We start from the raw sequence: 25,927 nt of genomic DNA on the forward strand, positions 1-25,927 counted from the left end.
GCCTGAAGACGAACGGCGCGGGCGGATATTGTGGCGCGTCAACGAAAAACGGTCGCGTCGATCGAGAGGGGCGGCGTCTGATATGAGGAAATCGCGCCGGGGAAGGGAAGGCGGAAACGAAACAGCCCCGTCGTGGACGGGGCTGTTCGGGGCAGCAGGGAGCCAGGGCCGGCGAACCGGCCCTCGATTCAGCGCGTGGCGCGTCGCGCCCAGGCCAGCTCGACGAATACGCGGCAGAGCGCTTCCATGCCGCGCCGGTCCTCGTCGTCGAAGCGCGCAAGTTCGGGGCTGTCGACGTCCCACACGCCGATCAGCGCGCCGTCGTCCGCCACCAGCGGCACCACGATTTCCGATTGCGAGGCCGAATCGCAGGCGATATGGCCCGGGAATTCGTGCACGTCGCGCACCACCTGGGTCTCGCGCGTCCGGGCGGCCGTGCCGCACACGCCCTTGCCGAGCGGAATCCGCACGCAGGCCGGCTTGCCCTGGAACGGGCCAACCACCAGCTCGGCACCGTCGAACAGGTAGAACCCGGCCCAGTTCAGGCCTTCGAGCGAGTGATAGACGAGCGAGGAGAAATTCGCCGCGTTGGCGACCAGGTCGGTTTCCGATTCGATCAGCGAGCGCGCTTGCGCGACCAGCGTCTCGTAAAGCTCGGATTTGGTGGCGGCCGGGGAAGTGGAGAGTTCGAACATGATCGCTTGCACTGGAATCGGAGAAGCGGCGCGGGCCGCGAGAAGTCCCGGCAGTCTAAAAGAAATCGGCGCGCGGTGCTCGATCCGGCTGTCCGAGCGGTTTCAATGGCCGGAACGGCCATGGCCGGGCGGCGCGAGCCTCAATCGGCCCCTCGCTCGGCGAAGCGCGCCGCGCGAAAATCGAGCAGGGCGCGGACCGCCGGCATCAGCCCCCGGCGGGAGGCATACACGGCATGCACGACCTCGCGGCGCGGCGCCCAGTCGGCCAGCACCACCTGCAATGCGCCGCGCTCGATCGCCTCGCGGACCATCATGGTCGGCAACTGCACCACGCCGACCCCGGCGATCGCGGCCGCGCGCAGCGCGAACATGCCGCGCGTGACCAGGCGCGGCCGATGCGGGATCACCGCCTTGGCGCCCGCCGGGCCGCGCAGGTTCCAGACATGGTCGTCCTGCGGCGCGCCGAGCGCGAGGCTCGGCAGCGCGGCCAGGTCGGCCGGCACGCGCGGCGCCGCGTGGCCGGCCAGCAGCGAGGGGCTCGCGACCAGGCACTGGCCGCGCTCGGCCAGCGGCCGCAGCACCAGCTCGCTGTCCTCGAGCGGCGGCGGCCTGACGCGCAGCGCCACGTCGACGCCTTCGCCGACCACGTCCACGCGCCGGTTGGTTTCCTCCAGGTGGATCTCGACATGCGGGCATTGCGCCATGAAGGCCGCCAGCATCTGGCCGACCTCGGCGTCGAGCAGGGCGATCGGGCAGGTCACGCGCACGATCCCGCGCGGCTCGGCATGCAGCAGCGCGACTGCCTCGTCGGCCGCGTCGGCCTCCACCAGCATCGCGCGGCAATGCGCGTAATAGGTGGCGCCGATCTCGGTCAGCGCGAAGCGGCGCGTCGAGCGCTGGATCAGCCGCATCCCGAGCCGCTCCTCGAGCTCGGCGATGCGCCGGCTCAGGCGCGATTTCGGCAGGTTCAGGGCGCGCCCGGCCGGCGCGAAACCGCCGTGGTCCACCACCTGCACGAAGAAATAAAGGTCGTTCAGATCTCGCATCATCGTTCACCAGATAGAACGCTGAGTGTGATTTTCACACACTACCGCCGTTATCGTTGCGCAACTATGCTACTTCCTATCGCCCCGGACGTTTCGGTTCGGGCAAGCAGATCAGGAGAATCGAGATGAAGCAGATCGTCGGCACCTACAGCGCACCGCGTTCCCACTGGGTCGGGGACGGCTTCCCGGTCCGCTCGCTGTTCAGCTATCACAGCACCGGCTCGCACCTGAGCCCGTTCCTGCTGCTCGACTATGCCGGCCCGGCCCGCTTCGAGCCGACCACGCAGCGGCGCGGGGTGGGCCAGCATCCGCATCGCGGCTTCGAGACCGTGACGATCGTCTACGACGGCGAGGTCGACCATCGCGACTCGACCGGCGCGGGCGGCCATATCGGCCCCGGCGACGTGCAGTGGATGACGGCCGCGGGCGGGATCCTGCACGAGGAATTCCACTCGGATGCGTTCGCGCGGCGCGGCGGCGCGCTGGAGATGGTCCAGCTGTGGGTGAACCTGCCCGCCAAGGACAAGCTCGCCGAGCCGGGCTACCAGACGCTGCGCGATGCCGAGATTCCCTCGGTGCCGCTGCCGGATGGCGCCGGCCGGGTGCGCGTGATCGCGGGCGAGTTCGACGGCCATCGTGGCCCGGCGCGCACCTTCACGCCGATCGACGTGTGGGACGTGCGCCTCGCGGCGGGCGGCCAGGCGCGCTTCGAGATCGCCGAAGGCCGCACGCTGGCCCTGGCGGTGCTGCACGGCACGGTGCTGGTGAACGGCAAGGAGGTGGCGCGCGAGGCGCAGGTCGTGCACCTGGCGCGCGAGGGCAGCGGCGTCGAGATCGAGGCGAACAACGACGCCACCCTGCTGGTGCTGAGCGGCGAGCCGATCGACGAGCCGGTGGTCGGTTATGGCCCGTTCGTGATGAACAGCGAGGACGAGATCCGCCAGGCCGTGGACGACTTCAACAGCGGCCGTTTCGGCGGCATGCCCGCCTGAGCCCGGTTCCGCCGCGCGGCCTGCCCAGGCAGCCGCGCGGCGGGCATAATGTCCGGATTGAGCGCGCCCGCCCGGGCGCGCGTTTGATTCGGGCCCGCCGCATGTCTGTCACGCCTTCCACCGCTTCCGGTTCCGCCTCCGCCGCGTCCTCGCCGGTTTCCCTCGCCGAACTCGACTGGCGCTGGCGCGCCTTCGAGGCGCTGTCCACACACGATCTCTACGCGATCCTGGAAGCGCGCTGCGCCGTGTTCGTGGTCGAGCAGCAATGCGTCTACAAGGACATCGACGATGCCGACCAGGATGCCTGGCATCTCGGCGCGCATCATGCCGATGGCCGGCTCGCCGGATATCTGCGCGTGCTGTTGCCCGATGCCGGCTCGCCCGATATCCGCATCGGCCGCGTGCTGACCACCGCGCCGTTTCGCGGCATCGGCCTGGGCAACGCGCTGCTGGCCCAGGCGCTCGAACGGATCCGCGCCCAGTGGCCGGGTACGCCGATCAGCCTGCATGCGCAGGCGCACCTGCAGAAGTACTACGGTGCCTTCGGCTTCTCGCCGAGCTCCGAGGTCCACGACGACGACGGCATCCCGCACATCTGGATGCGCTCGGCCTAATTCCCCGCAGCTTCCCCCCGCGCGGCCTGGCGCGCCGCGACCTCGGCCGGCGAGGCCGCGCGCCGCGGCCCGGGCCGTGCCCGCTCGCGCAGCCGGCCACGCGCCGACAGCCGCATCCAGTGACGCAACGCGACCAGCGCGCCGATCACGCTCATCATCGAACCGGGAATCCACAGCAGCAGCCCGCCGATCTGCTGGTCGCGCATCGGGCTCAGCCAGGTGAAGGCGCGCCCGCAGATCGAGTAGATCGGATAGAGCTCGTGCGAGGTGAAGAAGATCAGCGCGCCGAGCAGGATCTGCGGCGGGATCGCGGCGATCGCGACCAGGATCCGGCGCCCCGGCGCGAGCCGTGCCGGCGGCGCGGGGCGCGGGTCGAGCACCAGCCACCAGAACAGCAGCCCGTCGATCACCATGCTCCAGTTCATGACGCGATAGAGGCGCCAGTCGAGCATCGCGACGAAGTGGATCGGCGAGAGCAGCCAGAAATAGATCAGCCCGACGAACAGCAGCACCGCCACCACCGGATGGAACAGCACGCGCAGCGTCAGGCGCAGCGGCGCGGCGGCGAGCAGGGGGCGCAGCCAGCGCCGCCGCCAGGCGAACGGGATGCCGGCGCGCAGCGCCGCGCCGGGATAGGACAGCGCGATGAAGAAGGGCCCCAGGTGATGCAGCACCAGGTGCTGGGCGCGATGCATGAAGAACTCGTGCTCGAAGTAGTAGTCGAGCCGGGTATGCAGCGCCACGTAGAGCGCGCCGAGCCCGAACCAGAACGACAGGCGCCGCAGCGGCGTGACGCGCGCCTTGCGGGCGCCGCGCAGGAACAGCACGGCGGCGGCCAGGATCGCGATCACCACGGTCGGCGAGGGTTCCCAGGGATCGAGCCAGTAGAGCGGGTTCATGGTCGGATATCGGCGAATGAAGGGATGCGCGGCGGCGGGCTCAGGCGGGCCCGGCCTCGATCAGCCGGCGCAGGTCGGCGGCGATCGCCTCGGGCCGGTCCTGCTCGGTGGCGAGCAGCCGGGCATGGCCGCCGGCGTCGAACACATAGACGGCCGAACTGTGGGTGACCTCGTAGCCGCCGCTCGCATCGCGCTGCTCCATCTGGTAGGCGACGCGATAGCGCTTGGCCAGCGATTCGATCTCGCCCTGGCTGCCGGTCAGGCCGATCGCGTGCTCGGCATCGAAGGCGCCGACATAGGCGCGCATCAGCGCCGGCGTATCGCGGGCCGGGTCGACCGAGACGAACAGGATGCGCACCCGGCTGGCCTCGGGGCCGAGCCGGGCCAGCACCTGCATCAGCCGCGCCATGGTCTCGGGGCAGACGTCGGGGCAATGCGTGTACCCGAAATAGACCAGCGCGAGGCGCCCGCGGAACGCCGCGGCGTCGATCGGCCGGCCGTCCTCGCCGGTCAGCGAGAAGGCCAGGTCGGGCAGGTGGCCGCTCACGTCGGTCAGCGTGTAGGGGCCGCCATGCGGCGCGCAGCCGGCCAGCGCGAGGACGGCCGCGCCGGCGGCCAGCAGGTTCGCCAGGCGGGCGAGCGGTCTTGGCGGCGCGGTGAGGCGCGGCTGGGGCCAGGCGCGGCGCGCGGCGGCGGGCAAGGGGAAGGAGAACGGGAAGGGCATCGATCGGCTCGTCGGCAGGGCGTTCGATCCGGTGTCGCGGCGGCGGATCCGGCAATCCCGCGGCCGCACCTGAACGCGCCGACTGTAGCGCAATTCCTCATACGAGGGATGTGCACCGCCGCATGCCGGCGATAGCCGCGCGCGGCGGGCTTGCAATCGGCCGACAAAATCATCCCGGCCGCACCGTCCGCCTCCATGCGAACCCTTATCCATGCACGCGCAGCCGGCCGGCGCCTTTTGCGCTCGGCCGCGCGGGCGCGGTAAGATGCGCACATTCTTTCGGCAAGATTGCCGCCAGCCGCCACCCTCATCAGAGAACCGATGCAACCTGTCCCGGCTTCCCTCCCCCTGACCGACACCGCCTTTTTCTTCGACTTCGACGGCACGCTGGTCGATCTCGCGCCCACCCCCGACGGCATCCACGTACCCGATTCGCTGCCCGCCATGCTCAGCGAGCTGCGCACGCTCGCGCGCGGCGCGGTGGCGATCGTCTCGGGGCGCGGCATCGACAGCATCGACAGCTTCCTCGGCCTGGCCGACCTGCCGGTGGCGGGCCTGCACGGCGCGGAGCGGCGCGACGCCAACGGCGACACGATGCGCGTCGGCTTCAACGACGAACGCCTGCTGCGCATCGAGCGCGAACTGGCCGCGGTGGTCGAGCGCAATCCCGGCACCCTGCTCGAGATCAAGGGCGCGGCCGTCGCGCTGCATTTCCGCAATGCGCCCGAACGCGAGGGCGTGGCGCGCGAGGCGGCCGAGCGGCTGGTGGCCGAGTATCCCGATGCCTATGTGCTGCAGCCCGGCAAGATGGTGTTCGAGATCAAGCCCAAGGGCGTCGACAAGGGCCGCGCGATCAGCGCCTTCCTCGGCGAGCCGCCCTTCGCGGGGCGCCGCCCGGTGTTCGCCGGCGACGACCTGACCGACGAGAAGGGCTTCGCGGTGGTCGACGCGGCGGGCGGGCTGTCGATCAAGATCGGCGCCGGCGATACCTCGGCGAAGACGCGCCTCGATTCGGTCGAGGCGATGCGCGCGCAGATCGCGCAATGGATCGCGGCGGGGCGCGCGCAGGCATGAGCCGACTGATCATCGTATCGAATCGGGTCGCGCCGATTTCCGAGGGCGAACCGGCGGCGGGCGGTCTCGCGATCGGCGTCTACGACGCGCTGAAGGAAACCGGCGGCATGTGGTTCGGCTGGAGCGGGGAAGTGGTGGCCTCGGGCGCGCCGCAGATCCGCGTCGAGGAGCGCGGGCCCGTCACCTTCGCCACCATCGGCCTGGCGCGCCGCGACTACGACCAGTATTACCGCGGCTTCTCGAACGCCACGCTGTGGCCGGCCTTCCACTACCGCACCGACCTGATCCAGTACGACCGCCACGAATTCGAGGGTTACGCGCGCGTCAACGTCTGGCTCGCGCAGCAATTGGTGCCGCTGCTGCGCGACGACGACGTGATCTGGGTCCACGACTACCACCTGATCCCGTTCGCGCAGGCCCTGCGCGCGGCCGGCGTGAAGAACCGCATCGGCTTCTTCCTGCACATCCCGTTTCCCGCCGCGCAGGTGCTGGTCAACGTGCCGCCGCATCGCGAGCTGGTCGAGGCGCTGTGTTCCTACGACCTGCTCGGCTTCCAGACCGATCCCGACCTGCGCGCCTTCTGCGACTACATCGACGCCGAGGCGGGCGGCACGGCGCGGCGCGAGGGCGGCGGCCCGGCCACCATCGAGGCCTTCGGTCGCCGGCTGCGCGCGCATGCCTATCCGATCGGCATCTATCCCGACGAGATCGCCTCGCTCGCGCAGGCCGGCGCCAACGGCCGCGCGGTGCGCACCCTCGCCACCTCGCTGCATGGCCGCCAGCTGGTGATGAGCGTCGACCGGCTCGACTATTCGAAGGGCCTGGTCGAGCGCTTCCGGGCCTTCGAGAAGCTGCTCGAACACGAGGCTGCCTACCGCAACCGCGTGTCCTTCCTGCAGATCGCGCCGTCCACGCGCGCCGACCTGCGCGCCTACCAGGACATCCGCCTGCAGCTCGAGGGCGAGTCCGGGCGCATCAACGGCCGCTACGCCGAACTCGACTGGGCGCCGATCCTCTACATCCATCGGCAATACGAGCGTCCGCTGCTGGCCGCGCTGTACCGGCTCGCGCGCGTCGGGTTCGTCACGCCGCTGCGCGACGGCATGAACCTGGTCGCCAAGGAATACGTGTCGGCGCAGGATCCCGAGGATCCGGGCGTGCTGGTGCTGTCGCGCTTCGCCGGCGCCGCGCGCGAGCTGACCGGCGCGCTGATCGTCAATCCGATGGACATCGACGGGATGGCCGAGGCGCTGGCCCGCGCGCTGTCGATGCCGGTGGCCGAGCGGCGCGCGCGCTACGAGGACATGATCGCGCAACTGCGCGAGAACAATGTCTCGGTGTGGCGCGACAACTTCCTGCGCGATCTGCAGCAGGCGGGCGGCGGCACGCACTGAAACATCGGCCCGCGTTGCCGCGAGCCTCGGGCAGACATGAAAAAACCGCCGGTCCAGCCGGCGGTTTTTCTTTGGGGGCGAGGGGCAGGGGCGCTCAGGCCACGCGCTCGTCGCTGCGCGATTCGTCGTCGCCGTCGTCGTCGATCAGGTCGCGGCCGTGCTGCTTGGCGAGCAGGTCGCGATAGAGGCCCGGGCGGTTGCGCAGTTCCTCGGGCGAGCCGTCGTCGATCACCTTGCCGGTGCTCATCGCGATGATCCGGTCGAAGTTGCGCAGCGTCGAGAGCCGGTGCGCGATCGCGATCACGGTGCGGCCCACCATCAACCGGTCGAGCGCGGCCTGGATCGCTTCCTCGGAGGCGCTGTCGAGCGCCGAGGTGGCTTCGTCGAGCAAAAGGATCGGCGCGTCCTTGAGGATCGCGCGCGCGATCGCGATGCGCTGGCGCTGGCCGCCCGAGAGCTTCACGCCGCGGTCGCCGACCACGGTGTCGTAACCGTCCGGCATGGCCTCGATGAACTCGCTGCAGCGCGCGTCGCGCGCCGCGGCCAGCACCTGCTCGCGGCTCGCCTCGGGGCGGCCGTAGGCGATGTTCTCGTAGATCGAGCGGTGCAGCAGCGAGATGTCCTGCGGCACCAGGGCGATCTGCTGGCGCAGGCTGTCCTGGGTGATCGCGGCGATGTCCTGGCCGTCGATCTTGATCGCGCCGTCCTGCACGTCGTAGAAGCGCTGCAGCAGCGCCAGCACGGTCGACTTGCCGGCGCCCGACTTGCCGATCAGGCCGACCCGCTGGCCGGCCTCGATGCGCAGGTCGAAGTGGTCGAGGATCGGGCGGCGATGCGGGTAGGCGAAGGTGACGCGGTCGAATTCGACGCGCCCGCCGCGCGACTTCAGCTCGACGGCATCCGAGCGGTCCGGCATGCCGTGCGGCTCGAGGATGGTCTGCACCGCCTCGGCCAGGCGCGCGATGTGCTGGGTCACGTCCACCAGCGCCACCGCCAGGTCGCGCGTGCCGTGCAGGATGGTGAAGCCGAGCGAGCTGACCAGCACGATGTCGCCCGAGGTGGCCTTGCCCTGGTCCCAGAGCAGCAGCGCCCAGCCCAGCAGGCCGGCCGACAGCATGGCGGTGATCACCGCGTGCAGCAGGCGCAGCTTCTCCAGGTAGAGCAGGCTCTGCTGGCGCGCGTCCATCTCGGCCTTGACGGTCTGGCCGAAGCGCTTCTGCTCGCGCAGCGTCATGCCGAAGGCGCGCACCAGGGCCATGTTGCCGATCACGTCGACCAACTCGCCGTCCACCGCCGCGGCCTTGGTGGCGAACGTGTGGTGGCGCGCCGAGCCGCGCCCGGCCAGCTTGAACAGCACCACGGCCAGGATCGCCGAGGCGGTGAACAGGCCCAGCGCCATCAGCGGGTTGACCACGATGATCATCACGATCGCGCCCACCACCGCGATACACGGCGGCAGCACGTTCCAGGCCATGGTGTTCTCGGACGTGTAGACCGCGTTCGAGGTGGCGGTGATGCGACTGGCGAGCGTGCCCGGCTGTTTCTCCGCGTAGTAGGTGGGCGAGTGGCCGCTCAGGTACTGGAACAGGTCGCGGCGCAGGTCGCCGGTGACCGCCACGAAGGTATGCGCGGCGAACCAGCCGCCGACGCGCCAGAGCAGGTTGTCGGCCGCGATCAGGCCGACCAGCAGCGCGAACGCGCCCCACAGCGGGCCCGGATGATGGCGGCCGCCGGCCAGCACGTCGATCAGGTGCTTGATCGCGTATTGCGAGCCGAGCGCGCAGCCGACCGCGGCCAGCACGCTGGCCAGCACGATCAGGTGGGCGACGGGATGCTTGCGGATATAGCGGAACAGAAACGCAAGGGGACGGCTCGCATAGCTCGAGAGCTTCGCGTTGTGGGCGTTGCGCTGGGCAGGTGTGAGAGCTTCCAAAATGTGTGCGTGTGGTCGAACGGAGGTTGAGCGGGGCGTGGGTGCGTCGCGCGCCGCGATGGTCCGCGATGCGGACGAAAGCCGGCATTGTAAACAAGCCCGACGTTTGTGCCGCACCGGATCGCATCCGATCTGCAGTCCGCGCTGCATTTTGGGATAAAATCCGTCGGCTCGCACTCTTTCCGCGCGGCTTGCGCGGACGTCGGTCAGTCGGCAAAACGAAAGGCGACGCCGACCCTAATGGTGCCGCAGCGCCGCCCGTGATGGTCCTACTCTAATTCCGCCTTGAAAATCCAAGGGTTGCAAAATGTTGCGCCTTTGTAACAAGGTAAATTCTTTGAAATGTTCCGCGCCGGACCCAGCTTTCGGTCCGATAATGCGCCTCGGGCTAACCCTGAGTCATTTTTACAGGGCGGCCCGGCAGCGGTTCCGGATCACGCAGGAATTTTTACGGGATGCTGTCAACGCGGTACGTCGAGATCCGTTGAATGCAAGTGCGCCGTCAGCCGATGGTGCCTCGATGCCGCGAGCCGGTGGTGGGTCTTCCCACTTTTTGAACCATGTCCGGCTCGCCGGACGGCAGGGCTTACGGCCCACTTAGCCTGATTTTTTAGGAGTTTCCCAGATGCGAATCGCTCAAATCGCTCCGTTGCACGAGGCGGTTCCCCCCAAGCTCTACGGCGGCACCGAACGCGTGGTGTCCTACCTGACCGAGGCACTGGTCGAGATGGGCCATGACGTGACGCTGTTCGCGAGCGGCGATTCGCAGACCTCGGCGAAGCTCGAAGCCTTCTGGCCGCAGGCGCTGCGCCTGGATCCGACCATCCGCGACGTGATGGCGCCCCACATGCTGCTGCTGGAAGAAGTGCGCCGCCGCGCCGACGAGTTCGACGTGCTGCACTTCCACATCGACTATTACCCGTTCTCGCTGTTCTCGCGCCAGCCGGTGCCGCATGTCACGACCATGCACGGCCGCCTGGACTTGCCGGAACTGCAGCCGATCTTCAATACCTTCAACACCGTGCCGGTGGTGTCGATCTCGGACAACCAGCGCATCCCGCTGCCGCAGGCGAACTGGCAGCCGACCGTCTACCACGGCCTGCCGGAAAACCTGCTGACGCCGCCGAAGGACGCCAAGCCGAGCTACCTGGCCTTCCTGGGCCGCATCTCGCCGGAAAAGCGCGTCGACACGGCCATCCGCATCGCCGAGCAGGCCGGCCTGCCGATCAAGATCGCGGCCAAGCTGGACAAGGCCGACCGCGCCTATTACGAAGAGAAGATCAAGCCGCTGTTCGCGCTGCCGCACGTCGAGTACATCGGCGAGATCAACGAATCGCAGAAGGCCGAGTTCCTCGGCAACGCGCACGCGCTGCTGTTCCCGATCGACTGGCCGGAGCCCTTCGGCCTGGTGATGATCGAGGCGATGGCCTGCGGCACGCCGGTGATCGCGTTCAAGCGCGGTTCGGTGCCGGAAGTGATCGACAACGGCGTGTCGGGCTTCGTGGTCGAGGACGAGATCTCGGCCGTGGCCGCCGTCAAGCGCCTGCACACGCTGCCGCGCGAAGGGGTTCGCGGTGCGTTCGAATCGCGCTTCTCGTCGAAGGTGATGGCCGCCAACTACATCAAGGTCTACGAAGAGCTGCTGCGCCAGAGCCGTCGCACGGTGCTGCGCGAAGTCAACGCCAACTAAGCGCGCTTTTCTACGCCGGTCTCGACGCCCCGCAGGGTTTGCCCTGCGGGGCGTCGTGTTTTTGGGCGGCCTGCGCACGGCGGCGGCGGGAGCGGGCGCGGGCGCAAGACTCGCCCGGTGCCTGCCTTCGGGCCACGCCGGCGCCGGGCGGGGCACCCCGCCCGCACCGGTGCCGGCGGTGTTGTATCCGCGCCGCGCGCCCCGGCGAAACGCCGTCGTGCCGCGGGGTTTCCGCGTGGGCGGGCAGGTCATGCCCCTATAATGGCCGTGCCGTAAAATCCGGCACCCGCAGGTAGATCGACAGGAGAGTTGTTTTGGCGAGAACGAAAACCACGCGCGCAAGTCCGGCCCCCGGTGCCGGCGTCATCTTCGCGTTGCGCGCGATCGGTCTCGTGCTGCTCGTTCGCTGGCTGCACGCGATGGCGCAGATGGACTGGTCGACGGTCTCGACCATGGCGTCCTCGCCCTGGGCCTGCGTCAACCTGGTATTCCTGTTCCTGCTGCTGACCCTGCCCGGCGCCGTCGCGCGCGCCGAGCGGCCCGCCCATCCGCTGCCGCAATGGCTGCGCCAGGCCTTGCGCCTGTTCGCCCTGCTCGGTTTCCTGTTCGCCGCCTGGTCGGTCGGCGCCTTCATCTGGTTCGCCGGCTGGCGTCGCGGCATGCATGCCGTGGTGGCCAGCAACGGCTGGCTGGTCGCGGCGCCGCTGCTGTATGCGGCGGTGGTCTGGATCTGCCGGCCGCAGCCGCTGTGGCGTACCAATATCGCCGCGCGCCGTTTCGCGATCGGCCGCTACGCGATCTCGATCGACGTGCTGACGCGCACCGTGGTGGTCTGGATGGAGAGCCGCAAGGTCGGCCAGTACGACGCGCGCGAGCTGGCGGTGCGCTGGCCGCGCGGCACGATGTTGCCGCCTGCCGCGGCTTTCGTGCCGGCCCCGGCGGGCGCGGCCGAGCCGTTCGCGCCGGGCATGCCGGCGGGGGCGAGCGATCGTGGTGCGGCGGTCAGTACCGCCGTGCCGGTGGCTGATTCGGCGATGGCAGCCGAGGCGGTGCTTCCGGCCGAGTCGCCGTTGAGCGCGTTGAGCGAGGGCGGGGCGCGGGCGGAATCCGCCGAGCCGCCCGCAACGGCGGCCCAGGCCGCGGTTTCGACTGCGGTGCCGCTGGACGCGTCCTCGGCGATCCAGCCGGAGCCGGGCGCGATCGCGCCGCAAGCCCCTGCCGCGCCCGCGATCGATTCTTCCGCGACGGAGCAGGCGCTGCCGATCGACCAGCCCGCCGGCGTCGACACCTCCGCGCCGGCCGCAACCATCGAGGCCGCCTCGGCGCAGCCCGATCTTCCGATCGATACCGCTTCGACCGACGTTTCCGCCTCGGCCCCAAGCGCCGACACTGCCGCGACGCCGCCCAACTCCCAGGCCGCCTATGGCCGCCCCGGCGTGCCGCTGGCCGGCGATATCCCGCGCGGCCGGCCGTTCTCGCGGCCCAAGGTCGAGCTGCTGTGGAATTCGCCGGCGGCGGTCGGCCACAACCGCAAGAGCGTGATGCGCGCGCCGCTCGCCACCGAAGGCGATCGGGCGGCCGCCCGCGCGCTGGACGCCACGCTCAGGCAGTTCGTCTGAGCGCGTTCGCGCCGGCCCCGAGGAGACGAGCATGATCACCCACTGGCTGCTGGCCGCGATCCATCTCAGCGCATTCGGCCTGGCCCTGGCCGCGATCGCCACGCGCAACCGCGCCTTCAAGCGCATCGCGGCGGCCGACTCGCCGCAGGTCGCCGACCTGCGCGCGCTGTTCCGGGCCGACACGGGCTGGGGGCTGACGGCCCTGGTGCTGATCGTCACGGGCCTGATGCGTGCCTTCGGCGGTTTCGAGAAGGGCAGCGCCTACTATCTGCACGCGCCCCTGTTTCACCTGAAGATGACGGCCCTGGTGATCATCCTGCTGCTGGAGATCCGACCGATGCTGGCGCTGATCCGCTGGCGCGGCGCGGTGGCACGCGGCGGCGTGCCCGACGTTTCGCGCGCCCATGGCTATTCGCGGATCTGCCACGCGCAGGCTGCGTTGATCATCGTCATCGTGTTCGCGGCGGCCGGCATGGCGCGCGGCGTGTTCGCGGGCTGAGCCGCGACGAGGCAGGTCGACGATTCTTTCGACGGGCTTTCCATTCGGGCTGCGCGATGGCGTTGCGCTCGCTTCTGCCACGCCGCGGTTCAAGCCCGCTGATGAGCACGGCACGTTCCCGAGACTGGCTTGTATGGGCCGCTCCAGAAGTGCGATGATTCGACATCCGACCGCGTGCAGCGCGATCCCGCCAGATCCCCGCCGATAAAGGATTGGGGGAAACATCAGTCATCGGATGACTAGCGAGGCAGTATAATGGCCGCGCCAATTCGACCTCATCCGCTCACGATCGGATCATCATTTTAAGGATACAGGCCCCATGTCCGTGCCCGCGCTTCCCGTGCCCCCGCGTCGCCGCGCTCGCAGCCTCGCGCAAGACGTCGTCGACGCACTGACGTCGCAGATCGAGAACGGCACCCTGCGGCCCGGCGACAAGCTGCCGACCGAGACCGAGGTGATGGCCAGCCAGGGCGTGAGCCGCACCGTGGTGCGCGAGGCGATCTCGCGGATGCAGGCCAGCGGCCTGATCGAGACGCGCCATGGCATCGGCAGCTTCGTGCTGGCACCGGAGCGCCGCCGCGCGCTCGGCATCGACCCGGCCACCATCACCACGCTGCGCGACGTGCTCGCCGTGCTCGAGCTGCGCATCAGCCTGGAGAGCGAATGCGCCAGCCTGGCCGCCCAGCGCGCCAACGAGGCCGATCTGGTCGCGCTGCGCCGCGCGCTCGACGCGATCGCGCAGAGCGCCTCGAGCGGGCGCGACACCGCCCAGCTCGATTTCCACTTCCACCTGCAGATCGCGCAAGCCACCGGCAACCGCTATTTCGTCGACATCATGACCCAGCTCGGCACCTCGATCATCCCGCGCGCGCGGGTGAATTCGGCGCGCTTCGCCGGGGACGACCTGGAGCGCTACGTCGGACGTCTGAACCACGAGCACGAGGCGATCTTCGAGGCGATCGCGCGACGCGACCCGGAAGCGGCGCGCGCGGCGATGCGCACCCACCTGACCAACAGCCGCGAGCGCCTGCGCCGCGCGCACGAAGCGGCGGAAGCCGGCCGCGACGGCCACGAATAAGCCGGCTGGCGGCGCCGTGGTTGTCGCGGCGTCGCCCGGAAGCCGCCGCTGACGTGAACCGCGGGCGGCCATTGCCGGCCGCGGTTCCGGCTACGGGTTCTCGCTCAGTGTCCAAAACGTCAGTCATCGTATAAGATCGCGGTTCTGGCCTTCGGCTGCGTTCGCGCCCGCCTTGCCACCGTATCGACACCGACCTTCAGAGAGGATCCCGCCGTGACTTCGCCGACTTCCACGACCGCCAAGCCGTTCCGCCGCCTGCTGCTGACCGGCGCGGCGGGCAATCTCGGTCGCCAACTGCGCGCCGCGCTCGGCGACTGGGCCGACATCGTCCGCGTCAGCGACATCGCCCCGCTCGGCGACGCGGCCCCGCACGAGGAAGCGATGGTGGCGGACCTGGCCGATCGCGCGGCCGTCAACGCGCTGGTGGAGGGCGTCGACGCGATCATCCACCTCGGCGGCATCTCGGTCGACGCGCCCTTCGATGCGCTGATCGAAGCCAACATCCGCGGCGTCTACAACCTCTACGCCGCCGCCCACCAGTTCGGCGTGCGCCGCGTGGTCTACGCCAGCTCGAACCATGTGGTGGGCTTCCACCCCGTCACCGAGGTGGTCGACATCGATTCGCCGATGCGCCCCGACTCGCTCTACGGCGTCACCAAGTGCTTCGGCGAATCGCTGTCGCGCTATTACTACGACCGCTTCGGCCTGGAGACGGTGTGCCTGCGGATCGGCTCCTCGTTCGACGTGCCGAAGAACCCGCGCATGCTGGTGACCTTCCTGAGCTTCCGCGACTTCATCGAGCTGGTGCGCTGCTCGCTGATGACCAACCGCGTCGGCCATGCGATCGTCTACGGCGTGTCGGACAACCGCACCAAGTGGATCGACAACGGCAAGGCGCAATTCCTCGGCTTCCGTCCGCAGGACAGCTCGGCGCCGTTCGAGCACCTGTTCCCCGCCAGCGGCCCGGACCGCAATCTCGACGATCCGGCGCAGCGCTACCAGGGCGGCGCCTTCGTGGTCGGCGAGCCGATGGGCGAGCCGAAGATCACCCGGTAAGGACCGCGGAAAAGCCGCTGCCCCGGCGGCCATCGATGGGCCGGCGGGGCAGCGGGGCGGCGCTCGCGGCGATCGATCGACAGCACGATCGCCGCGGCGGCGCGAGAGACCCGGCAGACGGCGAGCCTCGCATCACGCGACGCTCGCCGTCGCCGTTTACAGCGTGGCGATCGCCGGATCGCTGGTGCTCGCGCGGCCGGTCTCGACGTGGCCGGCGAAGCGGCGCAGGAAACCCGCCGAGGTGCCGTCGCTGACCGTCAGGTCGTACCAGCCGTGGCTGCCGCGCAGGTCCCAGTAGTCGTCGATGCGCTGGCCCGGGAACAGCTCGTAGGTGCGCGTATGGCCGCCATAGCCGTTCGACACGGTCAGGCGCACCGCCGTGCGGCCGCGGTTCGACAGGCGCAGCGTGAGGTTGCCGTTGATCACGTCGTAGCCGTACAGCGCTTCCGGGTTCGGCGTGCGGCCCTCGCCGGCCGAGGTGGTGCCGCGGAACTGGCAGAAGAAGCCGTTCGGGCCATACACCGACAGGTCGTAGAGGCCGAGCGTGGCGGCGGTGCTCCAGCTGTCCGACAAGCGACGATAGGCGTCGACCGTGTAGGCCCAGGGGCCGTCGGTGCGATTGGCGGCCTGCACCTGGAACGCCGCGCCGGCGCGGCCGGTGTTGGCGAACCACAGCTTGAACTTGCCGGTGGTGGAATCGACGCGACCGAACACGAACAGCTCGTAGGGCAGGGCGCGCGCCGGACGCAGCCCCGATTCCTGCTTCGGCACCGCCTGCGTGCTCGGCGGGATCGGCGTGTAGCTCGGGTGCGTGTTGCGATCGGGCGGCGCGTAGCCGCTGGTGTCCGGCAGTTGCGGCAGGCGCGCGTCCGGATCGCGGAAGTCGAAGGCGCTGGTCAGGTTGCCGCACACGGTGCGACGCCACGGCGACACGTTCGAGGCCGGGATGCTGTACTGCTCGCCGAAACGCGCCTCGATGAACTGCAGCAGCGAGGTGTGATCGAAGGTCTGCGAGCACAGCCAGCCGCCCTTGGTCCAGGGCGAGACCACGATCATCGGCACGCGCGGCCCGAGCCCGTAGGCGCCGGCCACATGGGTGGCGTCGCCGGGGAACACCTCGTTGGTGGTCGCCACCGTCGACAGGCCGTTGTCGCGCGATTGCGGCGCGAACGGCGGCGGCACGTGGTCGAAGAAGCCGTCGTTCTCGTCGTAGGTGATGAACAGCGCGGTCTTGCTCCAGACCTCCGGGTTCGAGGTCAGCGTGGCGAGCACCTGCTCGACGTACCAGGCGCCGTAGTTGGCCGGCCAGTTCGGATGTTCGGAATAGGCTTCCGGCGAGCAGATCCACGATACCTGCGGCAGCGTGCCGTTCGCCACGTCGGCCTTCAGCACGTCAAACAGCGTGCCGCCCGCGCTGATGTCGGTGCCGGTGCGGGCCTTGTCGTACAGCGGGTTGCCCGGCTGCGCGTTGCGGTACTGGTTGAAGTAGAGCAGCGAGTTGTCGCCGAAGTTGCCGATGTACGGGTTGTCGCTGGTCCAGCCCCACGAGCCCGCCGCGTTCAGGCCTTCGCCGACGTCCTGGTAGATCTTCCACGACACGCCGGCCTTCTCCAGCACTTCCGGATAGGTGGTCCAGCCGTAGCCCGCTTCCTCGTTGCCGAGCACCGGGCCGCCGCCCTGGCCGTCGTTGCCGACGTAGCCGGTCCACATGTAGTAGCGGTTCGGGTCGGTCGAGCTCGGGATCGAGCAGTGGTAGGCGTCGCAGATCGTGAAGGCATCGGCCAGCGCGTAGTGGAACGGGATGTCGCCGCGCTGCATGTAGGCCATCGAGGTGGTGCCCTTGTTGGGCACCCACTGGTCGTAGCGGCCGTTGTTCCAGGCCGCGTGCATGTCCTGCCAGCCGTGCGGCAGATCCTGGATGAACTGCATGCCGAGGTTCGCGGCGCTCGGGTGGAAGGGCAGCAGCTCGCCCGTGCCGGCCGGCTGGTGGAACACCGACTTGCCGCTGGCCAGCGCCAGCGGGCGCGGATCGCCGAAGCCGCGCACGCCGCGCAGCGTGCCGAAGTAATGGTCGAACGAACGGTTCTCCTGCATCAGGATCACGATGTGTTCGATGTCGCGGATGGTGCCGGTGCGGCGGTTCGCGGGAATCGCGAGTGCGTTGCGAATCACGGGGGGAAATACGCTGAGCGCGGCGGCGCCGGCGGTGCCGGCGGCCAGACGCAGAAAGTCACGGCGATGCTTCGTCGTCATTTGTTTCTTCCTGTGCGGCGGGGAGGGACGGCCGTGCCAGTACGGCCGCTGGGAAAGCTACGATCGCGGCGTGCCCTTGCGCCGCGAATGTGGTGGCGAGAATAGCGAGCAAACGGTGTCATTCGCGTGACTGGCGACAACGTTTGCGATGCTGAAAACAAAATGAAAATCGCCTGAAAGCCGGCTTATTTTCACTTTTTCCCGGAATCTCCGGCAGTCGGGGAAAACCGGTGCAGGCTCGCCGCGAGCCGCTCGCCGGCCAGCTCGATTTCGTAGCGGCCCAGGCTCGGGTCGGGCTGCCCTGGATCGCAGGCGATCACGCCCAGCGCGACCGGCGCGCCGAGCGTGTGGCCGAACGCGGCCGAGCTGAGCGTGCCGACCGGGCGACCGTCGCGCAGGATCCCCTCGCCGCCCCACAGCGTGACGTCGGGGCGGCCGTCGACGCTGAGCGCCACCACGCGCCGCGCGCAGGGCTGTCCCGCCTTGGCCGCGAGCGCGGCGGCGCCCGGGAAGGCGCCGGGTGCGGCGTGCTGGCAGAGCGCGTCCAGGCCCGCCTCGAAGGGATCGAGCCCCGGCGACAGTTCGCGGCCCCAGCTCGCGCGGCCGTTCTCGATGCGCAGCGACTCGAGCGCGTACTCGCCCGCGCAGGCCAGGCCGAAGGCGGCGCCGGCCGCCTGCAGCGTGTCGAACACCAGCAGCGCCGATTCGACCGGCACCAGCAGGTCCCAGCCCGGCTCGCCGACGATCGGGTGATGCAGCGCGCGCACCGTGGCATGGCCCAGGTCGATCTCGCGCATCGTGCCGAGCGGGAAGGCCGCCGCATCGAGCGCGGCCTTCGACACGCTTTGCAGCAGCGCGCGCGAGCGCGGCCCGAGCAGCGAGAACAGCGCGTACTGGCCCGTCACGTCGACGGCGACGCAGTGCAGCCCGGCGGCATCGAGATGCCGCTCCAGCAGGTCGAGGTCGCGCGTGACCTGCGCGACGCCCGTGACGAGCAGGAATTGGTCGTCGGCCAGGCGCGCGACGTCCGGATCCGATTCGTAGCCGCCGCGCGCGTTGAGGATCGCCGCGCGCAGCACGGTGCCGGGCGCCACCGCCAGGTCGGCGGCCGCCAGCGACTGCAGCGCGCGCTCGGCGTCGCGCCCCTTCACCAGCAGCTTGGCCTGCGCGCTGCGATCGAACAGCGCCACGCCCTCGCGCGCGGCGCGATGCTCGGCCGCGCTCCAGTCGTGCCAGTTCTGCCGGCCGAAGCGGTAGTCGATGCGCGGCGCCTGGCCCGGCGGCGCGAACACGTTGGCGATCTCCCAGCCCATGCGGCTGCCGAAGCAGGCGCCGGCCGCTTCCAGCCGCGCATGGATCGGCGAGCGCCGCACGCCGCGCGCGCTGTCGAGCTCGCGGTTCGGCCAGGGCATCGCATAGTGCAGCCCCAGCGTTTCCTTGACGCGGTCGTGCAGCCAGGCGTCGTTGCCGTGCAGGCGCGCGAAGCGGCGGATGTCGACCGACCACAGGTCCATGCCCGGCTCGCCGTCGACGATCCATTCCGCCAGCGCGCGGCCCGCGCCGCCCGCCGAGGCGATCCCCATCGAGTTGAAGCCGGCGCCGACGAAGAAGTTCGCCAGCTCGGGCGCCTCGCCGAGGATGAAGTGATTGTCGGGCGTGAACGATTCGGGCCCGTTGTAGAACTGCCGGACCTCGGCCGTCTCCAGCTCGGGCACGCGATGCAGCGCGTTGCGCATCAGGATCTCGAACTGGTCCCAGTCGTCGGGCAGCAGCTGGAATTCGAAGTCCTCGGGGATGCCGTCCATGCCCCAGGGTTTCGCGTCGGGCTCGAAGCCGCCCATCACCAGGCCGCCCACTTCCTCCTTGAAGTAGATGTAGCCGTCGGGGTCGCGCATCACCGGCAGCTCGGGATGCACGCCGGGAATCCGGCCCGTCACGATGTAGTAGTGCTCGGCCGAATGCAGCGGCACCGTGACCCCGGCCAGCCGGCCCAGGCCCTTGGCCCACTGGCCCGCGCAGTTGACCACGATCTCGGCGGCCAGCGTGCCGCCCTGGCCATCCTTGTCGCGCCAGTTCACGCCGCTCGCGCGGCGGCGCGTGCCGGTGCGCTCGCTCAGCAGCTCGGTGACGCGCACGCCCTCGACGATGCGCACGCCGCGCTGGCGGGCGCCGCGCGCCAGCGACTGCGTGAGGTCGGTCGGATTGGCCTTGCCGTCGCCGGGCAGCCAGACCGCGCCGGCGAGATCGTCGCTGCGCATCGCGGGCCACAGATCGCCGGCCGCGCGCGCGTCGATCAACTCGCATTCCACGCCGTAGGCGCGCGCCGTGGCGGCGCTGCGCTTGAGCTGGGTGAGCCGCTCGGCGGTGCGCGCCACCGACAGCGAGCCGCAGCGCTTCCAGCCGGTGGCCAGCCCCGTCTCGGCCTCCAGCGAGGCATAGAGCTCGGTCGAGTAGCGCACCAGCTGGGTCAGGCTGCGCTGCGTGCGCAACTGGCCGACCAGGCCGGCGGCGTGCCAGGTGGTGCCGCAGGAGAGCTGGCCCTGTTCGAGCAGCACCACGTCGGTGATGCCGGCGCGCGCCAGGTGGTAGGCCGTGGAGCAGCCGATGATCCCGCCGCCGATGATCACGACGCGGGCATGGGAGGGAAGGGCGGAGCGGGAGGCGGTCATCGCGAGCTTGGGTCGATTGCAACAAAACGCATCGTATTGCCTAAAAATGACACATTTGCGACGCAACGGGATCCAACTGCTCAAGCGGGGTGTATCGCGTGGGAATCGAGACGAGAGGGGCGAGGCAGGGTGGACGAGCCGGCGGCGCGGCGAAGGCCGATCAGGCGGTTGATGAAAGCGCGGCCAACGGCCGGCGCCTCACTCGATATCGGTCACCCAGGCGCCGAACCACTCGCTCGGATTGGCGATCTCGTCCTGCGCGGCGACCAGTTCGAGCTCGTAGCGGCGCGCGTCGTAGGTGGCCTTGACGACGGCGTGCACGGCCGCCAGCGTGTGCTCGAAGGCGGCGCGCACCGAGTCGCCGCGCAGCCGCCGCGCCACGAACACCGCGCTGGTCAGGTCGCCCACGCCGACCGGGTGGCGCGGGAAGGCATACAGCGGGCGCTGGCCGATCCAGGCCTCGTGCTCGGTGACGGCCAGCATGTTGAAGCGATCGGCGGGACTGTTGCGATCGTGCAGGTGCTTGACCAGGATCACCTTGGGCCCGCGCCGGATGATCTCGCGGCAGGCGTCGACCGCCTCGCGCACCGTCTCGACGCGGCGCCCGGCCAGCTTCTGCAGCTCGCTGTGATTGGGCGCCATGCCGTCGGCGAGCGCGGGCAGCTCGGTGACGATGAATTCCTCCACGCCGGGTTCGGGCCGGATGCCGCCGGTCTGGCCCATCGCGGGATCGCAGAAATACCAGGCGTTCGGGTTCATCGACTTGACGGTGCGCACGATGTCGACCGCCGCATGCGCCTGCGCCGGCGAGCCGAGGAAGCCCGAGAGGATCGCGTCGCAGCGCTTGAGCGCGCCGATCGCGGCGATGCCGTCCACCAACTGCTCCATCTTGGCCGCGTCGATCGCGCTGCCGGCCCAGTTGCCGTACTGCATGTGATTGGAGAGCTGGACCGTGTTGAGCGGCCAGACGTTGACGCCCAGGCGCTGCATCGGGAACACGGCCGCGCTGTTGCCCGCATGTCCGTAGATCACGTGCGACTGGATGCTGAGGACGTTCTTCATGGTCGGCGGCTCGTCGCGGGTTCGGGGCTGTCATGAACGATACATTAAGTTGCAGCCGCGCGGAAACACGCGGTAATACGGGCGCCGGCGCGCCTCGCGGCAGCCCTGGCTTACTGAACGTAAAATCGCGAACGTCGCGCCGTTCCCTTCCTCTTGCCCGGTATCCCACGATGTTTTCGATCCGCACGATTGTTTCCTCGCGCCTGTCAGCGTGCTTGTCGGCCTGCTCGTCGGCACGCTTCCCGGCCGGCATGCTCGGCGGCGCGGCCCTTGCCGCCGCGCTGCTCGCGCCCGCGTCGGCGAGCCTTGCCGCGGAGTCCGAGGCGCTCGCCTCGGGCGCGGTCACGCTGCCGGCCGCCTCGCCGGCAGCGCTCGCCTCGGCCGCGGCCGGCAACGAGGGGCCGGCCTACGGCCCCGAGCTCGAGGGTTTCGAGTATCCCTACCCGGTCCACCGCTACGCCTTCACCTCGCAGCGCGAGCCGCTGCAGATGGCCTATCTCGACGTCAAGCCCGAGCACGCGAACGGCCGCACGGTGGTGCTGCTGCACGGCAAGAACTTCTGCGCGGCCACCTGGGAAGGGTCGATCGAGGTGCTGAGCCGCGCCGGTTATCGCGTGATCGCGCCGGACCAGATCGGCTTCTGCAAGTCGACCAAGCCCGAGCGCTACCAGTACAGCTTCCAGCAGCTCGCGCACAACACGCATGCGCTGCTCGAATCGCTGGGCGTGAAGGAGGCGACCGTGATCGGCCATTCCACCGGCGGCATGCTCGCCGTGCGTTACGCGCTGATGTATCCGAAGGCGACCCAGCAGCTGGTGCTGGTCGACCCGATCGGCCTGGAGGACTGGAAGGCGCTGGGCGTGCCGCCGCTGACGGTGGACTACTGGTACGCGCGCGAGCTGAAGACCACCGCCGACAGCATTCGCCGCTACGAGCAGAGCACCTACTACGCGGGCGAGTGGTCGCCGAACTACGAGCGCTGGGTGCAGATGCTGGCCGGCATGTACCGCGGCCCGGGCCGCGATATCGTGGCCTGGAATTCGGCCCTGCTCTACGACATGATCCTGAGCCAGCCGGTGGTGTATGAATTCGGCCTGATCCGCGTGCCGACGCTGCTGATGATCGGCGACAAGGACACCACGGCGATCGGCAAGGACGTCGCGCCGCCCGAGGTGCATGCCAGGCTGGGTCGTTATCCCGAGCTCGGCAAGCGCGCGCACGCGGCGATTCCGGGCTCGACGCTGATCGAGTTTCCCGCGCTCGGCCACGCGCCGCAGATGCAGGATCCGGCGGCCTTCCACAAGGCGCTGCTGGGCTGGCTCGCGGCACCGCACACGGCAGCCGCGTCCGCGGGCGGCCAGGCCGCGAAATAAGGGGCGTTCGCCCCGCGCGCGCGGCGCCCGAGCGGCCGTCGCGCGCGAGTTCCCTTCCTTTGGATCAAGCGATCAGGCGCCTTGCGCCGCGATCTCGTCGCGCACCTGCGCGGTGATCTCGTAGGAGCGCACGCGCGCGGCGTGATCGTAGATCTGCGCGGCGACGATCAGCTCGTCGGCGCCGGTCTGCGCGATCAGGCGCTTGAGCCGTTCGCGCACCGTGTCGCGCGAGCCCACCGCCGCGAACGACAGCGCCTGCGCCACGTTGGCGAGTTCGAACTCGCTGCCCTCGAGCACCTCGACGGGCGGCGGCAGCTTGCCCGGCGTGCCGCGCCGCAGGTTCAGGAACTGCTGCTGCAGCGAGGTGAACAGGCGCCGCGCCTCGTCGTCGGTGTCGGCCGCGAACACGTTGATGCCCACCATCGCATGCGGCTTGTCGAGCGTGGCCGACGGCCGGAACTGCGCGCGATAGATCTCCAGCGCCCGCATCAGGTAGTCGGGCGCGAAGTGCGAGGCGAAGGCGAAGGGCAGGCCGAGCATGGCGGCCAGCTGCGCCGAGAAGAGGCTCGAGCCGAGCAGCCAGAGCGGCACGTTCAGCCCCGCGCCCGGCACCGCGCGCACGCGCTGGCCTTCCACCGGCTCGGCGAAATAGCGCTGCAGCTCCACCACGTCGTCGGGAAACGAATCGGCGCTGCCGACCAGGTCGCGTCGCAACGCGCGCGCGGTGGTCTGGTCGGTGCCGGGCGCGCGGCCCAGGCCCAGCTCGATGCGGCCCGGGTAGAGCGAGGCGAGCGTGCCGAACTGCTCGGCGATCACCAGCGGCGCGTGGTTCGGCAGCATGATGCCGCCCGAGCCGACGCGGATCGTGCTGGTGCCGCCGGCGATATGGCCGATCACCACGGCGGTGGCCGCGCTGGCGATGCCGGGCATGTTGTGGTGCTCGGCCAGCCAGTAGCGCTGGTAGCCCCAGCGTTCGACGTGCTGGGCGAGGTCGAGCGAGTTGCGGAACGCCTGGCCGGCATCGGCGCCTTGGGGAATCGGCGCGAGATCGAGAACGGAGAACGGGATCATGGGCGGGTGGCTATCGGAAAGTGGGGCGTCACGGCTGCCGGGCGGCGCGGGCGCGGCCTGCTGGCGATGCGCCTGCCTTGCTGCGCGGCGGGATCATGACGTCGGGTGCCGCCGATTGTGCCAAAGCCCTGTCGAGCCCGCTGACGGCGCGCCGATAACCCTGTCGGGCGCAGGGTGAGCCTGCCGGCGGCAGCGCCGTGACGCTCGGCGCCGAAGGTTCCGCAAGTGCGACAGAACAGCACATCAATTGCACGATATGTGACCGTCATATTTCTTCGATAACGTGAGCGGAATCAGCGGTAATACGCCGAAATATTTGTCGAAATCCATTTGAATCGACAGATTTTTAGTGGAAATGCTACATGAGTCTGACAAGGAGGCTGGCAATCGACATGCGAATCGCTTACGTTATCGCCCCCGTTATTGCGTCGAAAAGTCGATCATCTGTGTCGATATGTGCAGTTTCTGCCATGTCGTGAGTGGCTCCGGGCAGGGTTTCGGAGTTCGCTGATACACTCGGCCCCGATATTCAAGACACGCCGCGGGATTCATGAAAAGCGATGGCCGGATCAAGCGGCAATCGCCGAATCGGCGGCGTTCACGATCGATACCACCATCGCCTGGGGCCTCGGCCCGGGCGCCAGGAGTCGGGACCGTGTCAGTCGCAGTCGTCGTTACCGCATCGCGTTTCTTCCTGCTCCGAGGCGGCCGTGCCGCCGCCGGGAGCGCATCATGACCGGCCTGTTCAACGTGGTGGATTGGCTGCTGGTCGCGCTGACCTGCGCGGCCTGCGCCTATGCCTGGTTCGCGGCGCTGGCGCCCGCGCCGCGCATGCCCTCGTCGGCGGCACGCGAGGGCTGGCGCGCCCCGGTCAGCGTGCTCAAGCCGCTCTACGGCGCCGAGCCGCGTCTCTACGAGAACCTCGCCACCTTCTGTTCGCAGCGCCATCCGCGCTACCAGATCGTCTGCGGCGTGGCTTCGCCCACCGATCCGGCGATCGCCGTGGTGCGTCGCGTGCAGGCCAATTTCCCCGGCTGCGATCTCGAACTGGTGATCGATTCGCGCGTGCACGGCAAGAACCTCAAGGTCAGCAACCTGATCAACATCGCCGGGCGCGCGCGCTACGACCGCCTGGTGATCGCCGACAGCGACATCGCCGTCGGCCCCGACTATCTCGAACGCGTGAGCGCGCCGCTGGCCGACCCGTCGATCGGCGTGGTCACCTGCCTCTATCACGCACGCGATGTCGGCGGTTTCTGGGCGCGCATCGGCGCGCAGTTCGTCGACGCCTGGTTCGCGCCCTCGGTGCGCATCGCGCACCTGGGCGGTTCGTCCGATTTCGGCTTCGGCGCAACGCTGGCGCTCACCCGCGACACGCTCGATCGGATCGGCGGCCTCGCCGCGCTCAAGGACGAGCTGGCCGACGACTACTGGCTGGCCGCCCTGCCGCGCCGCGTGGGGCGTCGCACCGTGCTGTCCGAGGTGAGCGTGAGGACCGACGTGATCGAGGCCAGCTTCGCCGCGCTGTGGGCGCGCGAGACGCGCTGGCTGCGCACCATCCGTTCGCTGAAGGGCGGCGGCTTCGCCAGCCTGCTGATCACCTTCACGGCACCCTGGCTGCTGGTGGGCGCGCACCTGGCGGTGCGCCTGGAAGCCACGCTGCCCGGCCTGATCGCCGCCTGCGCGGCGAGCGCCGGCGTGTTGGCGCGGCTGGTGCTGCATGCGCGCGGCTCGCCGAGCCGGCTGGTGTTCTGGCGCGACCTGCCGCTGGTGCCGGTGCGCGACGCGCTGCTGTTCTGCGTCTGGATCGCGGCCGCGTTCGGCACCCACGTGATCTGGCGCGGCGCGCGCATCGCGGTGGCCGGCGGCGCGCGCGCGAGCCTCGGCGAGGGCGGCGAAGGACGATGAGAACGGCGCGGCGCGCGCCCGGCGCGACGCGTTTCGACGGAACTGGACTGAACGGGCGCGCGGCCCGCCGCGCGGATTGACGAACCTGATCGTATCGAGACGAATCATGCAAGCAAACGCAACCCCACTGAAGACGCTGTTCCTGCAGGCACCGTCCTATGACGGCTTCGACGGCGGCGCCGGCTCGCGCTACCAGGCCAAGCGCGAGATCCGCTCGTTCTGGTATCCCACCTGGCTGGCCCAGCCCGCCGCCCTGGTGCCCGGCAGCCGCGTGCTCG

General features: G+C 69.7%; 20 protein-coding genes and 1 pseudogene. 12 read left to right on the plus strand and 9 right to left on the minus strand.

The window, feature by feature from the left end:
* Positions 1 to 188 precede the first annotated feature (188 nt).
* Both F3J10_RS09000 and F3J10_RS09005 read right to left on the minus strand, forming a co-directional pair.
* Complete coding sequence (locus tag F3J10_RS09000) at positions 189 to 695, minus strand: GAF domain-containing protein (protein ID WP_013697151.1); 507 nt, start codon at positions 693 to 695, stop codon at positions 189 to 191.
* Between the two features lie 140 nt (positions 696 to 835).
* Positions 836 to 1,741, minus strand: coding sequence for a LysR family transcriptional regulator (locus F3J10_RS09005; protein ID WP_167241922.1), 906 nt, complete (start codon positions 1,739 to 1,741; stop codon positions 836 to 838).
* Between the two features lie 125 nt (positions 1,742 to 1,866).
* On the opposite strand from F3J10_RS09005, the gene F3J10_RS09010 reads away from it, so the two are divergent.
* Together F3J10_RS09010 and F3J10_RS09015 are read left to right on the plus strand one after the other, a co-directional pair.
* Positions 1,867 to 2,733 (plus strand): pirin family protein, encoded by an 867-nt coding sequence (locus F3J10_RS09010; RefSeq protein WP_025098861.1) that lies wholly within the window; start codon positions 1,867 to 1,869, stop codon positions 2,731 to 2,733.
* A 101-nt stretch (positions 2,734 to 2,834) separates the two neighbouring features.
* Entirely contained in the window at positions 2,835 to 3,347 is a 513-nt protein-coding gene (locus tag F3J10_RS09015; protein ID WP_166911377.1) for a GNAT family N-acetyltransferase, read from the plus strand.
* Here F3J10_RS09015 and F3J10_RS09020 read toward each other — a convergent pair.
* The gene (locus F3J10_RS09020) at positions 3,344 to 4,246 is read right to left on the minus strand and encodes a cytochrome c oxidase assembly protein (RefSeq protein ID WP_240155500.1); all 903 of its coding nucleotides are present in this window, start codon (positions 4,244 to 4,246) and stop codon (positions 3,344 to 3,346) included. The two genes, F3J10_RS09015 and F3J10_RS09020, sit on opposite strands and share 4 nt — an antisense overlap.
* Positions 4,247 to 4,286: 40 nt before the next feature.
* Positions 4,287 to 4,970: an SCO family protein gene (locus F3J10_RS09025; protein WP_025098864.1), complete on the minus strand. Its 684-nt coding sequence runs from the start codon at positions 4,968 to 4,970 to the stop codon at positions 4,287 to 4,289.
* 321 nt (positions 4,971 to 5,291) lie between these two features.
* On the opposite strand from F3J10_RS09025, the gene otsB reads away from it, so the two are divergent.
* A complete protein-coding gene (gene otsB, locus F3J10_RS09030) occupies positions 5,292 to 6,044 on the plus strand; it encodes a trehalose-phosphatase (protein WP_167241915.1) in 753 nt (250 codons plus the stop codon).
* Positions 6,041 to 7,438 (plus strand): alpha,alpha-trehalose-phosphate synthase (UDP-forming), encoded by a 1,398-nt coding sequence (otsA, locus tag F3J10_RS09035; RefSeq protein WP_036053658.1) that lies wholly within the window; start codon positions 6,041 to 6,043, stop codon positions 7,436 to 7,438. Before otsB ends, otsA begins: the two co-directional genes overlap by 4 nt.
* Before the next feature lie 94 nt (positions 7,439 to 7,532).
* Here the strand turns inward: otsA and F3J10_RS09040 are convergent, their stop codons facing one another.
* Positions 7,533 to 9,371, minus strand: coding sequence for an ABC transporter ATP-binding protein (locus F3J10_RS09040; protein ID WP_166911379.1), 1,839 nt, complete (start codon positions 9,369 to 9,371; stop codon positions 7,533 to 7,535).
* Between the two features lie 625 nt (positions 9,372 to 9,996).
* Between F3J10_RS09040 and F3J10_RS09045 the strand changes: the two genes are divergently transcribed.
* The 5 genes from F3J10_RS09045 to F3J10_RS09065 all read left to right on the plus strand — a co-directional run bounded on the left by F3J10_RS09045 (position 9,997) and on the right by F3J10_RS09065 (position 15,313).
* On the plus strand, positions 9,997 to 11,061 hold the full coding sequence (locus tag F3J10_RS09045; RefSeq protein ID WP_025098867.1) for a glycosyltransferase family 4 protein: 1,065 nt from the start codon (positions 9,997 to 9,999) through the stop codon (positions 11,059 to 11,061).
* A gap of 392 nt (positions 11,062 to 11,453) precedes the next feature.
* Positions 11,454 to 12,680, plus strand: coding sequence for a hypothetical protein (locus tag F3J10_RS36630; protein WP_345791196.1), 1,227 nt, complete (start codon positions 11,454 to 11,456; stop codon positions 12,678 to 12,680).
* A gap of 31 nt (positions 12,681 to 12,711) precedes the next feature.
* Positions 12,712 to 13,179 carry a DUF2214 family protein gene (locus F3J10_RS09055; RefSeq protein ID WP_025098869.1) on the plus strand — a complete coding sequence of 156 codons (468 nt, stop codon included), beginning with the start codon at positions 12,712 to 12,714 and terminating at the stop codon, positions 13,177 to 13,179.
* 319 nt (positions 13,180 to 13,498) lie between these two features.
* Positions 13,499 to 14,257: a FadR/GntR family transcriptional regulator gene (locus F3J10_RS09060; protein WP_013697162.1), complete on the plus strand. Its 759-nt coding sequence runs from the start codon at positions 13,499 to 13,501 to the stop codon at positions 14,255 to 14,257.
* A gap of 213 nt (positions 14,258 to 14,470) precedes the next feature.
* Positions 14,471 to 15,313 (plus strand): NAD(P)-dependent oxidoreductase, encoded by an 843-nt coding sequence (locus tag F3J10_RS09065; protein ID WP_167241917.1) that lies wholly within the window; start codon positions 14,471 to 14,473, stop codon positions 15,311 to 15,313.
* A 156-nt stretch (positions 15,314 to 15,469) separates the two neighbouring features.
* Here F3J10_RS09065 and F3J10_RS09070 read toward each other — a convergent pair whose 3' ends face one another.
* From F3J10_RS09070 to pdxY, 3 genes are all read right to left on the minus strand, one after another.
* Positions 15,470 to 17,566 carry a phospholipase C, phosphocholine-specific gene (locus F3J10_RS09070; protein WP_025098871.1) on the minus strand — a complete coding sequence of 699 codons (2,097 nt, stop codon included), beginning with the start codon at positions 17,564 to 17,566 and terminating at the stop codon, positions 15,470 to 15,472.
* A 191-nt stretch (positions 17,567 to 17,757) separates the two neighbouring features.
* Entirely contained in the window at positions 17,758 to 20,235 is a 2,478-nt protein-coding gene (locus F3J10_RS09075; RefSeq protein WP_167241918.1) for an FAD-dependent oxidoreductase, read from the minus strand.
* Positions 20,236 to 20,433: 198 nt separating this feature from the next.
* Positions 20,434 to 21,297: a pyridoxal kinase PdxY gene (pdxY, locus tag F3J10_RS09080; protein ID WP_013697166.1), complete on the minus strand. Its 864-nt coding sequence runs from the start codon at positions 21,295 to 21,297 to the stop codon at positions 20,434 to 20,436.
* A 170-nt stretch (positions 21,298 to 21,467) separates the two neighbouring features.
* Between pdxY and F3J10_RS09085 the strand changes: the two genes are divergently transcribed.
* A complete protein-coding gene (locus F3J10_RS09085; RefSeq protein ID WP_167241919.1) occupies positions 21,468 to 22,670 on the plus strand; it encodes an alpha/beta hydrolase in 1,203 nt (400 codons plus the stop codon).
* Between the two features lie 72 nt (positions 22,671 to 22,742).
* On the opposite strand, the gene F3J10_RS09090 is transcribed toward F3J10_RS09085, so the two are convergent.
* A complete protein-coding gene (locus tag F3J10_RS09090) occupies positions 22,743 to 23,741 on the minus strand; it encodes an LLM class flavin-dependent oxidoreductase (protein ID WP_025098875.1) in 999 nt (332 codons plus the stop codon).
* Between the two features lie 732 nt (positions 23,742 to 24,473).
* Between F3J10_RS09090 and hpnI the strand changes: the two genes are divergently transcribed.
* The gene (gene hpnI / locus F3J10_RS09095) at positions 24,474 to 25,649 is read left to right on the plus strand and encodes a bacteriohopanetetrol glucosamine biosynthesis glycosyltransferase HpnI (protein ID WP_167241920.1); all 1,176 of its coding nucleotides are present in this window, start codon (positions 24,474 to 24,476) and stop codon (positions 25,647 to 25,649) included.
* Between the two features lie 127 nt (positions 25,650 to 25,776).
* Positions 25,777 to 25,927, plus strand: a pseudogene (locus F3J10_RS09100) (hopanoid biosynthesis associated radical SAM protein HpnJ); the annotation flags it as partial.

This window comes from Burkholderia sp. Cy-637, assembly GCF_011753175.1.
Classification (GTDB): Bacteria; Pseudomonadota; Gammaproteobacteria; order Burkholderiales; family Burkholderiaceae; genus Burkholderia; species Burkholderia gladioli.

Excerpts from the sequence above, each read along its gene's own strand:
- F3J10_RS09000 (WP_013697151.1), bottom strand. The coding sequence starts at position 695 with ATGTTCGAACTCTCCACTTCCCCGGCCGCCACCAAATCCGAGCTTTAC.
- F3J10_RS09005 (WP_167241922.1), bottom strand. The coding sequence starts at position 1,741 with ATGCGAGATCTGAACGACCTTTATTTCTTCGTGCAGGTGGTGGACCAC.
- F3J10_RS09010 (WP_025098861.1), top strand. The coding sequence starts at position 1,867 with ATGAAGCAGATCGTCGGCACCTACAGCGCACCGCGTTCCCACTGGGTC.
- F3J10_RS09015 (WP_166911377.1), top strand. The coding sequence starts at position 2,835 with ATGTCTGTCACGCCTTCCACCGCTTCCGGTTCCGCCTCCGCCGCGTCC.
- F3J10_RS09020 (WP_240155500.1), bottom strand. The coding sequence starts at position 4,246 with ATGAACCCGCTCTACTGGCTCGATCCCTGGGAACCCTCGCCGACCGTG.
- F3J10_RS09025 (WP_025098864.1), bottom strand. The coding sequence starts at position 4,970 with ATGCCCTTCCCGTTCTCCTTCCCCTTGCCCGCCGCCGCGCGCCGCGCC.
- otsB (WP_167241915.1), top strand. The coding sequence starts at position 5,292 with ATGCAACCTGTCCCGGCTTCCCTCCCCCTGACCGACACCGCCTTTTTC.
- otsA (WP_036053658.1), top strand. The coding sequence starts at position 6,041 with ATGAGCCGACTGATCATCGTATCGAATCGGGTCGCGCCGATTTCCGAG.
- F3J10_RS09045 (WP_025098867.1), top strand. The coding sequence starts at position 9,997 with ATGCGAATCGCTCAAATCGCTCCGTTGCACGAGGCGGTTCCCCCCAAG.
- F3J10_RS09055 (WP_025098869.1), top strand. The coding sequence starts at position 12,712 with ATGATCACCCACTGGCTGCTGGCCGCGATCCATCTCAGCGCATTCGGC.
- F3J10_RS09060 (WP_013697162.1), top strand. The coding sequence starts at position 13,499 with ATGTCCGTGCCCGCGCTTCCCGTGCCCCCGCGTCGCCGCGCTCGCAGC.
- F3J10_RS09070 (WP_025098871.1), bottom strand. The coding sequence starts at position 17,566 with ATGACGACGAAGCATCGCCGTGACTTTCTGCGTCTGGCCGCCGGCACC.
- F3J10_RS09075 (WP_167241918.1), bottom strand. The coding sequence starts at position 20,235 with ATGACCGCCTCCCGCTCCGCCCTTCCCTCCCATGCCCGCGTCGTGATC.
- pdxY (WP_013697166.1), bottom strand. The coding sequence starts at position 21,297 with ATGAAGAACGTCCTCAGCATCCAGTCGCACGTGATCTACGGACATGCG.
- F3J10_RS09085 (WP_167241919.1), top strand. The coding sequence starts at position 21,468 with ATGTTTTCGATCCGCACGATTGTTTCCTCGCGCCTGTCAGCGTGCTTG.
- F3J10_RS09090 (WP_025098875.1), bottom strand. The coding sequence starts at position 23,741 with ATGATCCCGTTCTCCGTTCTCGATCTCGCGCCGATTCCCCAAGGCGCC.
- hpnI (WP_167241920.1), top strand. The coding sequence starts at position 24,474 with ATGACCGGCCTGTTCAACGTGGTGGATTGGCTGCTGGTCGCGCTGACC.